The sequence below is a fragment of the Helicobacter sp. 23-1046 genome (genome assembly GCF_053654635.1).
In genome coordinates this window covers 70,578-86,496 of the sequence record NZ_JBSIUS010000002.1, presented here as the reverse complement: position 1 = coordinate 86,496, position 15,919 = coordinate 70,578, and the positions used below count along the sequence as shown (strand labels likewise).

The following is a 15,919-nucleotide window of genomic DNA, read 5'->3' as shown; positions in this document are numbered from 1 at the left end:
TAGAATCTAGAGATATTTCGGCTTTTTCAAAGCCTCAATATGACAATAAATCGTGGATACCAAACAAAATAAGGAGAGAAAAATGGGCGTGGCGTTTAAAATCAAGGATATGAATCTGTATTACGGCAATTTTCGTGCGCTAAAAAATATCAATTTGGAGTTGCAAGAAAATGAGATTTCTGCCTTTATCGGTCCTAGTGGCTGTGGCAAAAGCACTTTGCTAAAAAGCCTCAATCGTATGAATGACTTTGTGGAGGGTTGCAAGATTAAGGGGCAGATTTTACTCAACGACAAAAATATCTACAAAAATTATAATGTCAATTTGCTTCGCAAAAAGGTGGGAATGGTGTTTCAAAAGCCAAATCCATTTCCTATGAGTATCTATGAAAATCTTGCGTTTGGTCCCAAAACACACGGCATCAAGGACAAAAATAAGCTTAATGAAATCGTGGAGAAATGCCTAAAAAATGTCGCACTTTTTGATGAGATCAAAGATAGATTGCAAGATTCTGCTTTGTCTCTAAGCGGAGGACAGCAACAAAGGCTTTGTATCGCTCGCGCCCTAGCAATCAACCCCGAAGTGATTTTGATGGATGAGCCTACAAGCGCGCTAGACCCCATCTCTACGCTAAAAATCGAAGAGTTAGTCAAAGATTTGCGCACCAAATACACCATCATCATCGTTACGCACAATATGCAACAAGCAATGCGAATCAGCGATAAAACGGCGTTTTTTTGGCTAGGCGAAGTGGTGGAGTTTAACAAAACCAAAGTGATTTTTAGCGATGAAGCAAAAGAGAAAAAAACAAGGGATTATATCGCAGGGCGATTTGGGTAGGATTTGTGCTAAATATTACAACATAAAACTAATCGTTTAGTTTTTAATATTGCTAATCAAAAATCGCTCATCATAAATTTTTAACAAATCCCCAATAAACGAGTTAAAACCTATATCTGCATATTCTAGTTGAAAATCTTTGGAAATAATATTATCGTGTTTTAGCTCATAGCTATTATTGTAGAAAAATGGTTTTTGCGAATCTAGATTCACAATCATTAAACAACATTTTTCATATTTCCATAAATCTGTGTCAGCAGAATCTCTACCACTTATAGCACTAAAAAATGAGATATACTTTTCAATATTTGTCATTTTGCCTTCAAAACTTATTTGCTTTTTCTTTGATAACTCAAGGCTATATTCCCTAATAGGTATAAGATAAAATTCTCCTAAAACCATTTTGGGATAGCGCATATGCAAGTTAAGACTTTCAGCAAATGTCCTCTCAAAAAGTGTATCGGTATTTTTGGCTATGCTTCGCATTTGGGAGCGAATATTGATTACTAAACAATTTTGAGAGAACTCAAAACCGTAAATATCTTCTTTATTTTCAAAACTTAATGGTCCCCAATTTATAAGGATTTTGTCTTTAGGAATATTATTTGGAGTAACGCAAATATCTTGGTCTTTTTGCTTTAAAAAACCTGCTAGTTTGATTTCTGGTTTTGAGCTATGCAGAGGTGGAAAAATATTGTTTTCTGCAACGCCATTTTTAACCAAATCTTGCTTGATAATTTCGTGGATACAATTTATCGGTTTTTGCGACCGTATAATGTCGCTAAAGCCTTTTTCGCCATTTTGTAAAATGGCATTTTCAAGGTAACTTTTAAATTCTTGCAAAAAGTGATATACAAACATTACAAAACTACCTCATATTTATCAAGCAAAAATGTATCAATATCGCTTTGTTTGGCTTTTAGTAAAAATTCTTTTTCTTTTGAATCGAAATAAGGGATACTAAATTTTTCAAGGTATTTTTTTTGGTAGCAATAATATCCGCCCTCAATTTGATAACTTGTGTGTTTAATATAATACTCAACAAGACGAGAATTTAGCACTTTTTGTAAAATCTCTAATTCTATAATGTCATTTTCAAATACGGCATATCCATTGCAAAATAATGCTGTTTTATCCTCAATAAGCATAAAGCTAGGTTTTGCTCCAAAAGTGCTAAAAAGCAATTTTTTGCCATATTTATTTAGTCCCTGCGTGCGTCCATAAGCATACCAAGACACAGGATTTGTTTTGCCTTTATCTCGTAAATCTAATTCATATTTTCGTGCTAATAGATAGTTATATGTATTGCTAAATTTGTTTTGCATTGTGGCTTCATCTATAATCACAGCTACATTATTTTTGATTGTGTATGGAAATATAAAATATCCGTTTTGTTTTGAATTTTTAATCTCTGGAATTTTATAAATGGGTTTTATAAGCTGAAAATCTATAATATATTTTTTGCCATTAAATTTTTTAAAAAATATTTCCCCATCAAAATCCACTCGATATACTTCATCTTTTAGTGTGGCAATACCTGTATTTATAAAAGGTTTTAATACAAAAAATTGATTTTCAATTTTTTTGATATTTTCCTCCACGCTAAAATCTAAAAACCTCCATTTATCCGCAAAAATATCGTTTTTATCTAACATTTTGTATGTAATATTGTTAAGGCGATGTTGTATGTTGGAAGTTTTTTCTATGTCTGTATATTTTATATGATTGTTTTCATTGTGTGTGAGAGTTATGATTGCGTTATATGTCCTTGTCGGCTTAAAAATCATATTGTCTTTAAAATCAATCAACTCACAAAGATAAGGTTCTATAAAATCTCTCAATGTTTTTGCAGCACTAATGGTAAAAAAATTATTTGGCACAATATATGATAAAAATCCATTTGGCTTTAGAAATTTTATGCCTAGCTCAATAAATGCGTAAAAAATATTAAAAACACCACTACTTGTTGTTTTGAAGTTTTGTTTCAAAAATATTGCCTGTTGTTTTGGTAAAGAATGCGGATTTACATAGGGAGGATTGCCGATTATACAATCAAACTGCGTATCAAATATTTGATTCCAATTTGTCGCTAAACTATCGCAACACTTTATATTTATATCAGAATCTTCTATGTTTTCATTATGTAATAAACCCATAATTTTCAAAAGTAAAACCACTTTTTTGATATTTTCTTTATCAATATCTAGCCCAAAAATTTGATTTTTAATAATGTCTTTTATGCTTTTTTGGGTTTGTTTTTTTATTATCTCAATGGCAGATATAAGAAATATTCCGCACCCACAGCAAGGGTCTATGATTTTAATTTCATTTAAGCTATCAAACTTAGAAAAAGTTTCTTTGCAAATAAAGTCGGTAATGTATTTCGGGGTAAATATGATGCCAAGTTCAGTTTTTTTATTTTTATCAAGCAGATTTTCAAACAAAACATTAAGCATATCAAAGCAAATCGGTGTTTTATTGTCCCGCAAAATACTTACAATGGATTCATTATAGTTATTAGCAAATAAGTTTAGCTCTGTATGATTTAGATTTATTGTTTCAATAGCGTATTTGGCTATGCTTTTTTCTATATCGTCAATGGGGAAGCGTTGAATATTTTGCGATAATTCTCTATAAGCTAACCTTGCTGTCATTGTATTCCTTTGGAGTATAATAGCAACTTGGCATTATAGCAAAAATAAACTTAAACGCTTAAATCTTAAGCCAAAACAAAATTTCATTAGAGCAAATCACACAGATTTTGCAAACTCACGGCACAACCCACAAATACGAATTTGATTTCAAAGCATTTAGCACGGGCAAGACAGAATTTAGCAACCACAAAGAGATGATTTTTGTCTGCGAAGTGGCGAAATGCGACATTTTATAAAGAAGTCTGCCATATTTAAGCATTTGCTAACATATCTTAAAAAGCCAAAATCTCTAAATATAATTACAAAATTATTTTATATTGTATAAATTTGGACGAAATTGGAATATTTTTTGTTTATAAATGATTTTAAGAATGAAAAACTTTAATCCAATGGAGGGGATTTTGTCGCACGATAGTTTGAAATGGATTCTCAAAAAATCAATGAATATTGTTAGTTTATGTTTTGTAAATACTTTTGCCTGCGATATTACTCTAAGCGCACACACCGAACCAGCCAAAATTTTACACCAAATTGCCACAGAATGCAGTGTGAGCGTCGTATATGCGCAAGATGTAGCACTTGAGCTCCTTAGCACCAAAAAAATGGCACTAAAATTCCACAAAGCTAACTTAGAGCAAGTGCTGGAGGTGCTTTTAAAAGAAAACGATATACAATACGAACTTAACCAAAATGTGGTGAAGATTTGGGGATTGCAAACCAAAACCTTTGCGATTAACTATATTTCCACTGCGCGTGTAGGCTCAAGTAACACTGATGTCTTTTTCTCCCAAGATTCTCAAACTAACCTAAATAGCTATAACACCCTATCAAACTACTCAAACTATCAAAATGCGGGATTGCTACCCCAAGATTCTCAAGCGCACAAAATGGCACTCAACAAGGCTGCAGGGCATACTCTTAGCACGGGCAAAAGTGGGACAAAAATCTACTCCATTGATGAGATGGACTTTTGGGGCGAACTTGAGAATGAAATCTATAATATTGCCTATCGACCCGGAGATTGGTATATCCCTACAATCCAAAAGCCAAACGAGCAACAAAAAGACATTATCATCAACAAAGGTGCTGGACTTCTCACTATCACGGGCACTTCTACACAAATAAGCAGGGTGGAAAAGTATTTAGAATCCTTAGCGGTAAAAATGCAATCTCAAGTGCTTATTGATGTGAATATCTTTAATGTCGAGCACACAGATTCAAGCACTTATGGGATAGATTGGGAGCAGTTTTTTAACCTTACAAATCTCTCCACTCTTACACCAAGCAGTGAAAATGGTGCTAGCTCTGGCGTGCTTAGCGATTCTGGTAATGGCTATGCAATCAATATATTCTCTCAAGGGGTAAGCATTGAGCGTATTGTAGAGTTTTTACAAACTTATGGCAAAGTAGAATCTGTCTCTAATCCAAAAGTGCTAACCCTTAATAATCAACCTGCTATCATTAGCGTGGGGAGTGTATTGCGCTATTCTCAAAGCACCACTTATCAAACCACCACTCAAGGCACTTCTGTGCAAAATGCCTCGCAAGCCTATCCTTCAGTGTTTGCTGGAATCTTGCTTGATGTAACGCCTAGCATTCAAAATAATCGCATTATCTTAAAAATCAATCCCTCCATTACCAAGACAAAAGACAGCTCAGTAGAAAGTCAAACCACCGCGCTATCTGCACCGCCAAATCTCTCTACCAAGCACCTCTCTTCTCTTGTCGCACTCCAAGATGGACAGCGAATCGTGCTTGGCGGGCTCATTGATAAAACACAGACAAAAACCACCAAAAAACTTCCTATTTTAGGCTCAATTCCGCTATTAAAATACTTCTTTAGTTGGAGAAAAAATGTGCAAAACACCAAAGAAATGGTTATTGTCATCTCGCCAAAAATTATGAATCCAAGTGATAAGGTCGCACTAGATTCTGGGTTAGATGGATTTCAAATCCTCACTCCACTTATTCCAAAGCAAGAAACCATAGAAATAGATTCTACAATAAGTCAAACCCAGCATAATGAAGAGTTTGCTCCATTGCCACTTGAAGATGAAGCGCGTGAAAACGAGCCAAATGATGAATAAATGTGTATGAAAGTTTTAGAACAAATTGATTTTAACGCCTTTGGTGCGCTTGAATTTAGCTTTGTGGATAAAATGCGCTGTTTTGCTTATAACATCGATGAGACAAGCATAAAAATCGCGCTAGATTCCACAGGTGCAAAAAAACAACAAACCATTTTATTTCACTTGCAAAAGAAGTTTCCACATTTATGCGTTGAATGCGAGCAAATAAAGGACTTTTCGTTTTTTTACCAAAAGGCGAGGGATTATGCAAAGTTTATCGTGCTAAGCAAGAATCTGCGCTCTAGGCTTGCAATGCTTACAGATACTCCTGCAAATCTCTCATCAACCCCCATACCCAAACCACACAACGCAGAACAAAATAGCAAAGAAATTGTAGAATTGCTTGATTTTATTTTGTTGCACGCCTTACAATCACACTCTAGCGACATTCACATTGAGCTTAACGCCAATGGTGGTATCATTCGTAATCGCATTGATGGCATTTTGGTAAAAAGTTTTGAGCTATCGCAGGAAATCTTTGCCGTGCTTTCTGCAAGATTAAAGTTAGAGTGCAAACTTGATATGAGTGAAAATAGACGCTCTCTTGATGGGAGATTCTCTAAAGTCTTTAATGGCGAAGAATTTGACTTTCGCTTCTCTTCAATGCCAAATATTGGAGGAGAAAGTCTAGTGATTAGAATCTTAGCAAAGAGCGCGAAGGGATTACAAATCCATAAACTTGGCTTTGATACACCATCATTGCACCTTATTAAAAAAGAGCTATATAAATCAAGCGGTGTTATTTTGCTCGTAGGTCCCACAGGCTGTGGTAAAAGCACCACGCTCTATGCAATGCTTGATTGCATTAACGATAAAAGCAAAAAAATCATCACCCTTGAAGACCCCATTGAATACCGCATAGATGGACTTATTCAAGTCTTGCTTAATGAAGAATATAATTTCAGTTTTCAAAAGGCTCTACGCGGAGCATTACGCCAAGACCCCGATGTAATGATGATAGGAGAAATCCGTGATTCCCAAACGCTAGAATCTGCATTGCAAGCCTCACTCACAGGACATCTTATTTTTGCCACTTTGCACGCTAATGATACGCTTGGTGCGCTAGAGCGAATTTTAGCATTAGGTGGTAGGATTGAGACTTTATCGCAAAATTTGCTCCTTCTCATTTCACAGCGATTGGCACGCAAGCTCTGCCACCACTGCAAAATAGAAGTCAAAAAAGACTTTTATAATGAATACAACGAGCAAATATACGCAAGTCTTTGTGCTCATCTCACCCTGCCAGATACACTCTTTCGGGCTAGAGGGTGTCCGTATTGCAATAATAGCGGGTTTAGTGGGAGAATTTTGCTTAGTGAAGTGCTCCCCCAAAGTGAGGAGTTTAAGGCATTTCTTAATGGAGATAAACACAGAAAAATCCCTATGATAAGCCTAAAGCAAAGCATTGAGCGTGTATTAAGTGAGGGGCTTTGTAGTATTGATGAAATTTATAGAGTGTGCTAAGGCAGGCTAGCTATGTTAGAGCGATTTCAAAACATTACTCCTAAAGACTTGCATATATTTTTTACCCAATTTAGCGTGCTTATAGAATCTGGTATCCCGCTACTTGATTGCATTAGTGCCATTCAAAGTCAAAACAAAAGACTTGAGCGCATACTTGTAGATTTGCATACAAGCGTAAAAAGCGGGCTTAACTTAGGTGAAGCACTCTTGCGCCATAAAAATGTTTTTGGTGAATTTAGCTGTGTGATTGTCGGCATAGGGCAAAAAAGTGGGAATCTAGCCGTAGTGCTCAATACACTAAGCATTTATTTCCAAAAACGCGCACAAAATGCTTCTAAAACGAAGCAGGCACTTATGTATCCATTTATGCTTTTTGTGAGTATGATATTTGCGTTTTTTGCCATTATTTGGTTTGTGATTCCACCATTTGTAATGCTCTTTGAAGAGCTTGGAGTAAGTTTGCCTATTTATACAAGACTAATGCTTTGGGTGTATGATTTTTTCAGTGTGTTTGGGGTAGTGTTTGGCGTGGCTTTATGTGGGGGGATAGCTATTTTAAGTGCTTTATATAAAAGCAATGAAAATATAAGATTCGCTTTTGATAGTATTTTTTTGCGCGTGGTGTTTTTTGGCAAACTCCATAAATTACGAGAATCACAAGGTTTTTGCTTTTCGCTATTTTGTTGCTTGCAGGGCGCAATGCCACTTGATGAAGCCCTCAACTTATCAAGCGACATTGTCCAAAATACCGCGCTAAAGGCAAGGTTTAAAGAAGTGCTAGAGCGCATTAAAAGCGGGCAAAGCCTAAGTCAAGCCATAGTCGCGCTAGACTTGCTAGATGGGATAAATATCGCTCTTATTAGTGCTGGAGAAAAAAGTGCTAAATTGAGCGTTATGCTAAAAAAGGTATATGAGAATCTCCAAGAACAAATCAACGAGCAAACCGACTATGCCTTAAAAATGCTAGAGCCACTACTTAGTATTCTTATGGGTGGGCTCATTGTGCTTTTGGCATTAGGAGTGTTTGTGCCGATGTGGGATATGAGCGCAAATGTATTTTAGATTTTGGGCTTGTGAGCGACTTCTCTAAATGTTTCAAACACATCGCCCACAGCTACATCATTGTAATTTTCTAGCATTATGCCACACTCATAGCCCTTAGCCACTTCTTTGGCATCATCTTTGAATCGCTTAAGTGAAGCAATTTGCCCTGTATGCACCACCACGCCATCACGGATTAGGCGCACTTTAATGCCGCGTTCAATCTTACCATCTACCACCATACAACCTGCCACCGTGCCAACTTTTGGAATAGTAAAGGTTTCTTTGACTTCGGCTTGCCCTGTGTTTTCCTCTGTGATAGTTGGATTCATCATACCAGAGATAAGCCCTTGTATATCCTCAATAAGGGCATAAATGATAGAATAGGTTTTTACTTCTACGCTAAGTTCTTTTGCTTTTGCCTTTACGCTACCCGTTGGACGAACATTAAAACCTAGTATAAAGCTATTTTCACTCGCACTTGCTAAGCTCACATCACTTTCGGTAATCCCACCCACACCTGCGCTAATGATATTGATATACACCTCATCATTACTAAGTTTTTCAAGGCTTGTTTTAATTGCCTCAAGGCTTCCTTGCGTGTCTGCTTTGATGATAATTGGCAGAGCCTTAAGTGAACCCTTTGCCACCATATCTCCAAGCTCTTCAAAAGTAACCTTTGTGCTTTTGCTGAGTTCTTTTTGTCGCAAATATAAAGCAAGTTTTTGCGCGTATTGGCGTGCTTTCGCATCGCTCTCAACCACAATCAACTCGCTCCCAGCACTTGGCACTTCTGATAATCCCACAATTTGCGCCACGCTTGAGGGTGTGAGTGTGGTGATTGTTTTGCCCATATCATCACTCATCGCGCGGATTCTCCCAAAAGCAGTGCCAGCCACCACGCAATCACCCGTTTTTAGCACACCGCTTTGGACAATTACACTTGCCACAGGACCTCTTCCTTTTTCCAAACTACCCTCTAACACGATGGCCTTCGCCCTTCCTTCAAATCTCGCACGAAGCTCAAGCACTTCGGCTTGGATTAAAATAGTCTCAAGCAAAGAATCTACACCCTCGCCACTCTTAGCAGAAATAGGGATAAATTCATATTCTCCACCCCAATCATTGGGTGTAAATCCAAGCTCTGCGCATTCTGCTTTTAGTTTATCTGGATTGACATTTGGCTTATCCATTTTATTCATAGCGATGATAATCTGCACTCCAGCAGATTTCGCGTGGTTGAGTGCTTCAATAGTTTGGGGTTTGACACCATCATCAGCAGCAATGACAATAATTGCAATGTCGGTTACTTGCGCACCTCTTGCACGCATACTACTAAAGGCTTCGTGTCCGGGCGTGTCGATAAAGCTAATATGTTTGCCATTTTTTTCCACCATATATGCGCCAATATGCTGGGTTATCCCGCCTGCTTCCTTACTTGCGATTCGAGAATTGCGGATATAATCAAGCAATGAAGTTTTCCCGTGGTCTACATGCCCCATAATGCTTACCACAGGAGGTCGCTCTTTTAAGTTAGAATCTGTGGCACTTTCCTCATAAATATCCACCAAATCAGCCATTTTATCAATAATATTGATTTGTATATTGAACTCTTCTGCCAAAATTTCAATAGAATCTTTATCCAAAAAATCATTTTTTGTCGCCATTACACCCAAATTAAAAAGCACTTTTATCACATCTTTAAGCTCTCTGCCCGAGCGTTCGGCGAATTCATACACGCGGATTTCTTGCGGGATAGAAATCACACTTTGAAGCTCTTTTTTCTCTTCTTTTTGCGTGTATTTTTTAGGCTTTTTGCCTCCTCTTCGTATAGAGCCCTCATTCATCCACGGACTTTTGCGATGCACTTGCACTCTATCAGTGATGGCTTGCCTTATGCGATTTTCCTCATCTTCATCGCGCAGTTGTTGTTCGTTTAAATCAAGGAGCATAATTTCATTTTGTTCCTCATCTTCATCGCGCTCAAAATCAATATCTCTTTTAATGTCCATTGTATGTTCGCCATCGCGAGCCTTTTGTGGAGTAGATTTTGGCTTTGGCTTTTTGGTTTTTGTAGCATTTTGGGAATCTTCAGTTTGCCTAAGAAGCTCTTGCGCACTAATAAATACACTTTGCTTGGGCTTTGGGGTTGGCTTTGGTTGGCTCTCCTCTTGTGCTTGATTTCTACGCACGATACGCAACCCTAGCGGGGTTGGGGGACGCGAGCTCTTCTCTTGGGATTGCTTTTGCTCTTGTTGGGGGTTGGATTCTACACTTTCTTGTTCTTGGGCTGGCGTGGTTGTCGTTTTTGGAGATGTTTTTTTAGTTTTACTCTCCTCGTCTTTGGTTGATTTTTTTTCTTTTGGCGTAGATTTTTTGGGAGTTTTTGGTGATTCTTTTCCTTTGGGTGAATCTGGCTTTTCTCCTGTCATAAGAAAATTGAGTATCACCTCTGCCTCTTGAATGGTAACTGAAGAAGAAGCTGTCTTTACATCAATCTCTAGTTCTTTTGCCGCTATAAATGCGTCTTTGGCACTTTTCCCAACTTCTTGCCCGATTTCGCTTAATCGAACCTTCTCAACCTTTGCCATATTCTCTTTACTCCTACAAATCTAAATTGCACTTCATTATCGCTCAAAGCTAAAATCTTCGTTTATTGCTTTGAATCGTTTCATAATACTTTTAAGTGTTTTTGGTGCGCCCTTGCACGATTCACACACATAAAAACTCCGCCCCGCTCCACTAAAAAACCCTATAATGGATTGATTTTGTGCGTCCTTTTTTACTTGCAATCGACAGAGCTCGCTTTGATGAAATCTTGCCTTACAAACCACACACATTCGCACTTGTTTTGCCATTATACCAAAACCTTACTAAATTTACACTTTTTGCACTCTTCGCACACCCTCATTATCAAAGCCTAGCTCTAAAACCTTGTATTTAGGGAAATGCTGGGAGAGAATCTGTGCTAAATGTTTGCTTGATTGAGCGTGGCAAATACTTAAAATTGATGAACCAGAACCACTTAATGTGCTTAAAAGCGCGCCGTTTTGCAAGGCAATGCTCTGAATCTTAAACAAAATTGGAAAATTTTTCATTCTAGCGTTTTGATGAAGTTTATCGCGACTTGCGATGGCGAGTTTATCCCAATCGTGCGTGAGAAACGCCGCACTTAAAAGCGAAGCGTGAGAGAGATTAAACACACAATCTTTGGCATTGTAGAGTTTTGGAAGGGCTTTTCTTGAGAGTTTGGTATTCATACTTTTATTAGGCACGACAACCACCGCGCGAATCTCGCTAGGAATAGGCGCGTGAATATGGACAACATTTTGTCTAAATTGGATTTTGGTCCTTCTGGGAAGGTCATTGTATTCTAAAATCGCTACATTAAATCCCCCAAATACAGCGGGAGTAACATTGTCTGGGTGTTTTTCATATTCTATGGCGATATTGAGAATCTCTTGCTTATCAATGGGACGATTCATAAACAAAAAAGCCGCATAAATCGCACTAACAATCACTGCGGAACTAGAACCAAGCCCACGCGCCACAGGAATCTCGTTATGAAATAAAAATTTGCATTCCGCCCTTACATTATATCGCGCCAAAATTTGATTAAAAATTTTTACAAAGACATTGTGTGTTCTTAAATGTGTAGAATTTTTGCCCTCGCCCGTTATTTGCACGCTCGTAATCACAGATGGTGTAATTTCAATCGTGTTATACAACCCTAAGGCTAACCCCAAACTATCAAAGCCCGGTCCTAGATTCGCACTTGTGGCAGGCACAATAATTTTTAACATACGCTCCCCCTACAATCACACAGGTGGCAAAATATAAAGTGGTTCATTTTGCCTATCAAAATCTTGTGGATTAAGCACTGCTGGCAAACAAAATCCATTTTGTGCGAAAGAAACATTGCTATCGCTCGCACTCTTAAGCACGATTTTACCATTTTCTTGCATAAAATAATTTTCCCCAAAAGCGTGGATAGGTGCATTATCATTAAAATAAAAACTTTGAGTGCTAAAAAGCGCGTATCCTTTAATAACGCTCAATGTGTGTAAAAAAATATGCGTGCTTTTAAGCGCGCTATATCGCCCCGGTCCCTTGGCATAAAAGATAGAATCTATAATTATATGAGACGCAAAAATATCGCCAAAAAGACTATTTAGCGCGGCACTTGTGTGTCCTTGTATTTCGTAGTGTTTTATGAGTGTATTATTTTCATACAAACCTGCTATGAGTGGAGAGTTTATACTTATTAACACCAAACTTGCCATTATGATTCCTTATTGTTTAGAGTCCTTGTGGATTTTCTTGCGTAGAATCTTGGGGCTGGGGCTCATTTGCATTGTCTTGCTCATTTTCTGATTCATTTGACAAAGTGCTTACATTAGGAATATCTGTATTTTCATTCATATCAATTTGTGGCACATCTGGGCTTTTTGGAAGCTCATCTGGCTTTTTAGCGTTTGGGTTGCGTATTTTTTGTGTAATGGCTGCGGCTTTTTGGTCGTCCATTTTAGCAAGGATTTTTCCCATATCTTTAGAATCCATATTAGAGAGGATTTCCACAGCCTCATCTTCGCTCATTTGCGAGATAATTGCAGCGGATTTGGCGTCTTTCATTTGGATATAAGTTTGGATAACTTTATCATTGCTGACTTTTTGAATCTTCTCTAGCAATTCCTCATTGCGCGCTATAAGCTCTTGGACATACTCTTCTCTTGCTTTCATATCAAGACTTACTTGCTCACTTTGAGCTTTGAACTCTGCTTGGGCGAATTCCTTTGCCTTTTGGAATTCGATGATTTTTTCATCAATATTTTTTTCTTGAGCCTGAAGTTTGCGCGCCTTTTCGTCTAAAAAGACTTGGGTGGCATTTTGCAAAACTTGCAATGCTTGTTGTCGCTCATCAATGGCTTGCAATTCTTGTCGTATTTCACCTTTGCGTTGCTCAAAGATTATATTGCAATCAAGCAAGTTTGTGTTATTTGCAGGTGCGCCAAAGACACTTGCGCTCGCTATCCCTAATAATCCTATGTGCTTGATATAAGACCTCATAATATCCCCCCTTTTTTGCTATACAGTAAAATAGACATTTCATCATTTGCTCTTTGCTGTGATTTTTTTTGTTTTTTCATTTTGCGCTCCATTTCCCTTGTCTCAAGGTATTGCATTTTTTCATATTCGATATTAAGCACTCTGTATTCTTCTTGTAGGACTTTTGTTTGTGCCTTAAGATTAGCAAGCTCGCCAAGCAAAGAATCTAATTCAAGCAATAATGTATTTTTCGTATAAGAAATTGCTTTATACGCGCTATATTCCCCAGATTCTGGGAATCTAATCATAGCGATTTCGGCATTAAGCGCATCAATTTGGCCCTGCGTTTGATTGATAGCAAAAGTATTTTGCATCATTTTATGTTCGTGGTTGGTGAGTGCGGTTTTTCTCATATCCACTAATGGTGAGTATGGTGTCCTCATTATACCTCCAAATCTTTTAATGTTTAGATTGTAATAATATCTTCTCTCTCAGGACTTGTAGAGATAAATGAAATTTTTACCCCGATGAGATTCTCTAAAAATGCAATATATTCTTTCGCATTTTTAGGAAGTTTGTTAAACTCTCTAATGCCCTGCACGCTATCCCAACCGCGTAATTCTGTATAGACGGGAGTAATATCGCTAAAATCTGTGGGCATAGAGTGAATGTGCTTGCCATTTTGTTGGTATGCCGTGCAAACCTTAATAGAATCTAACCCATCAAAAACATCAAGTTTCATCACAGCAAGTTCATCACAACCATTGAGCCTGCAAGCATACTTCACCGCTAAGGCATCAAACCACCCACAACGGCGTGCTCGCCCCGTAGTCGTGCCAAACTCTGCTCCCTTAGAGCGCAAATACTCGCCATCTGCGCCCAAATCTTCGGTTGGAAATGCCCCATTGCCAACTCGCGTGCAATACGCCTTTACAATCCCAATAACGCGCTTTAAGTCCTTTGGCGCAAGACCGCTCCCACTACACGCCCCTGAAGCCAAAGTGTTAGAGCTTGTTACAAAAGGATAAGTGCCGTGCTCTACATCAAGCATACTCCCCTGTGCGCCTTCACACAGAATCTTTGCGCCACGGTCTTGTGCCTCCCATAAAAGCTCGGTGGTGTTGCTCACAAGCGGGGTAATTGTTTGCGCATACTCACGCAATTCTTTCATAATGCTATCCACGCTAGGCAAGCTAAAATTATATGTTTCTTGCAACAACGCATAATCATTAACGATAATTTGCACTTTTGCTTGTAACACTTGCGGATTGTATAAATCAATGACGCGAATGCCATTTCGTGCGATTTTTTGCGTATAGGCTGGTCCTATGCCCTTACCCGTAGTGCCAATAGCGTCTTTTTGCTTAAAAGACTCTTTTGCTTTATCAATCACTTCATACATAGGCAAAATGATATGCGCCTTATCACTTATAAACAATCTCCCTTGTAACTGCTCTATGCTTCCAAAATTTGCCATTTCTTCACAAAGTGCTTTAAGGTTAATCACCACGCCATTGCCAATGATATTTTTACAATGTGGGTAGAGAATCCCTGATGGCATTAAATGCAGGGCGTATTTTGTGCCATTATAAACGATAGTGTGCCCTGCATTATGCCCGCCACCACAGCGCACGACATATTCATATTCTTTAGCGAGCAAATCTACAATCTTGCCCTTGCCCTCATCGCCCCACTGAATCCCAACAACCAAATCTGCCATACTTCACCTCTAATCAATCTTTAAAAGATTCTCTACGACATTATCCGTATAAATCGCAAAACCACAAGATGGCGTATCTGAAATCACATAACGCCCACCAATAACAAGAATCTGGTTATCTAAAAACATTCTATAAAACAAATCCTCATAATATCCTCCCGGCGCATACAACAATGGAGAAAAAATAATGTGCTCATAAGTGCAAGATTGCACGCACTCAAGCATTGATTGCAATTCATTGGTAAGGAAATTTGGCACATTGTTAAGGCACTTTTGAATGTCTTGTTTGCTATGCACTTCTACAAGCTCTTGGAGAAAATGTGCCTTTTTGGCAATAGATTCTATATTTGGCGAGCTAAAAAACTCAATATCCACATTTAAGTGTTTAGCGCAGAGCAAGGGGATTTTTTGATTACAAATTTGCAAAGTAGGGTGCAAATCAAACGCACTAATGATGTTTGTAGAAAGCTCAATAATGGGCGTGAGCGATGTAGATTCTAAACTTTCCGCGCCAATTTGATGGATTTCTGTGGTGGGATAATCATACACAGGCTGGATATAAAACCATTTTTTATGGCTTGAGCTTCGTGCGATACGCTTGGTAATAAGGCGCATCGCATCAATGGTGCTATCATAACGCAAAACAATTTGATGATTTTCCTCCCCACTTATGCGAATCATATCGCGATTTGAAAAATCATCTTGATGGCTTAGAAAGCTAAAAGTAGGCGTAGCAATCTCTTTGTAATCTTCTTTATGTAGCATTTCTACCGCTAAAGATTCTATATTGCGCTTAATCTTTGCGGATTTGCCAAAATACAACTTGCTACCCTGAGGCAACTCGTGCTCTAAAATCATTTTAGTTATCCTGTTATTGTTTTGTTGTTCCAAAATCTCGCATTATAGCACAAAATCTCTTTGCGCTATAAGATTTAGGCTTTAGGCGAGCAAGATTTACTTTAATATTTTACAATCCAAGCCCATTTATTGTAATGCAACTCTACAACATTGAAACAACAAAGGAATA

15 protein-coding genes are annotated in these 15,919 nt (G+C 38.0%); 5 read left to right on the top strand and 10 right to left on the bottom strand.

The window, feature by feature from the left end; all coding sequences use genetic code 11:
• The first annotated feature begins 88 nt into the window (after nt 1-88).
• Nucleotides 89-838, top strand: a complete 750-nt coding sequence (gene pstB / locus ACWIUJ_RS06825) for a phosphate ABC transporter ATP-binding protein PstB (protein ID WP_454170032.1) — start codon at nt 89-91, stop codon at nt 836-838.
• A gap of 36 nt (nt 839-874) precedes the next feature.
• On the opposite strand, the gene ACWIUJ_RS06820 is transcribed toward pstB, so the two are convergent.
• Together ACWIUJ_RS06820 and ACWIUJ_RS06815 are read right to left on the bottom strand one after the other, a co-directional pair.
• Nucleotides 875-1,699, bottom strand: a complete 825-nt coding sequence (locus ACWIUJ_RS06820; protein WP_454169851.1) for a restriction endonuclease — start codon at nt 1,697-1,699, stop codon at nt 875-877.
• On the bottom strand, nt 1,699-3,492 hold the full coding sequence (locus ACWIUJ_RS06815; RefSeq protein ID WP_454169849.1) for an HsdM family class I SAM-dependent methyltransferase: 1,794 nt from the start codon (nt 3,490-3,492) through the stop codon (nt 1,699-1,701). The genes ACWIUJ_RS06820 and ACWIUJ_RS06815 overlap by 1 nt, the downstream gene beginning before the upstream one ends.
• Nucleotides 3,493-3,599: 107 nt before the next feature.
• Here ACWIUJ_RS06815 and ACWIUJ_RS06810 point away from each other — a divergent pair, with 107 nt between their 5' ends.
• From ACWIUJ_RS06810 to ACWIUJ_RS06795, 4 genes are all read left to right on the top strand, one after another.
• Nucleotides 3,600-3,728 (top strand): hypothetical protein, encoded by a 129-nt coding sequence (locus tag ACWIUJ_RS06810; RefSeq protein WP_454169847.1) that lies wholly within the window; start codon nt 3,600-3,602, stop codon nt 3,726-3,728.
• A 135-nt stretch (nt 3,729-3,863) separates the two neighbouring features.
• The gene (gene mshL, locus ACWIUJ_RS06805) at nt 3,864-5,579 is read left to right on the top strand and encodes a pilus (MSHA type) biogenesis protein MshL (RefSeq protein ID WP_454169846.1); all 1,716 of its coding nucleotides are present in this window, start codon (nt 3,864-3,866) and stop codon (nt 5,577-5,579) included.
• 6 nt (nt 5,580-5,585) lie between these two features.
• Nucleotides 5,586-7,085: a GspE/PulE family protein gene (locus ACWIUJ_RS06800; protein ID WP_454169844.1), complete on the top strand. Its 1,500-nt coding sequence runs from the start codon at nt 5,586-5,588 to the stop codon at nt 7,083-7,085.
• Nucleotides 7,086-7,097: 12 nt separating this feature from the next.
• Nucleotides 7,098-8,147 (top strand): type II secretion system F family protein, encoded by a 1,050-nt coding sequence (locus ACWIUJ_RS06795; protein WP_454169842.1) that lies wholly within the window; start codon nt 7,098-7,100, stop codon nt 8,145-8,147.
• Here the strand turns inward: ACWIUJ_RS06795 and infB are convergent.
• Genes infB through ACWIUJ_RS06755 form a run of 8 tightly spaced genes read right to left on the bottom strand, consistent with a single transcriptional unit; the run spans nt 8,144 to nt 15,750 of the window.
• Nucleotides 8,144-10,717, bottom strand: coding sequence for a translation initiation factor IF-2 (infB, locus tag ACWIUJ_RS06790; RefSeq protein WP_454169840.1), 2,574 nt, complete (start codon nt 10,715-10,717; stop codon nt 8,144-8,146). The genes ACWIUJ_RS06795 and infB overlap by 4 nt on opposite strands.
• Nucleotides 10,718-10,753: 36 nt before the next feature.
• The gene (locus tag ACWIUJ_RS06785) at nt 10,754-10,984 is read right to left on the bottom strand and encodes a DUF448 domain-containing protein (RefSeq protein ID WP_454169838.1); all 231 of its coding nucleotides are present in this window, start codon (nt 10,982-10,984) and stop codon (nt 10,754-10,756) included.
• 21 nt (nt 10,985-11,005) lie between these two features.
• Nucleotides 11,006-11,929: a homoserine kinase gene (thrB, locus tag ACWIUJ_RS06780; protein WP_454150418.1), complete on the bottom strand. Its 924-nt coding sequence runs from the start codon at nt 11,927-11,929 to the stop codon at nt 11,006-11,008.
• A gap of 15 nt (nt 11,930-11,944) precedes the next feature.
• A complete protein-coding gene (locus ACWIUJ_RS06775) occupies nt 11,945-12,409 on the bottom strand; it encodes a tRNA threonylcarbamoyladenosine biosynthesis protein TsaB (protein WP_454169836.1) in 465 nt (154 codons plus the stop codon).
• 16 nt (nt 12,410-12,425) lie between these two features.
• A complete protein-coding gene (locus ACWIUJ_RS06770; RefSeq protein WP_454150414.1) occupies nt 12,426-13,193 on the bottom strand; it encodes a MotE family protein in 768 nt (255 codons plus the stop codon).
• Nucleotides 13,190-13,615, bottom strand: coding sequence for a flagellar FliJ family protein (locus ACWIUJ_RS06765; RefSeq protein WP_454169834.1), 426 nt, complete (start codon nt 13,613-13,615; stop codon nt 13,190-13,192). Before ACWIUJ_RS06765 ends, ACWIUJ_RS06770 begins: the two co-directional genes overlap by 4 nt.
• A 23-nt stretch (nt 13,616-13,638) precedes the next feature.
• Nucleotides 13,639-14,892: an adenylosuccinate synthase gene (locus ACWIUJ_RS06760; protein WP_454169832.1), complete on the bottom strand. Its 1,254-nt coding sequence runs from the start codon at nt 14,890-14,892 to the stop codon at nt 13,639-13,641.
• A gap of 9 nt (nt 14,893-14,901) precedes the next feature.
• Nucleotides 14,902-15,750 (bottom strand): ATP phosphoribosyltransferase regulatory subunit, encoded by an 849-nt coding sequence (locus ACWIUJ_RS06755; RefSeq protein ID WP_454150408.1) that lies wholly within the window; start codon nt 15,748-15,750, stop codon nt 14,902-14,904.
• Between the last annotated feature and the right edge of the window lie 169 nt (nt 15,751-15,919).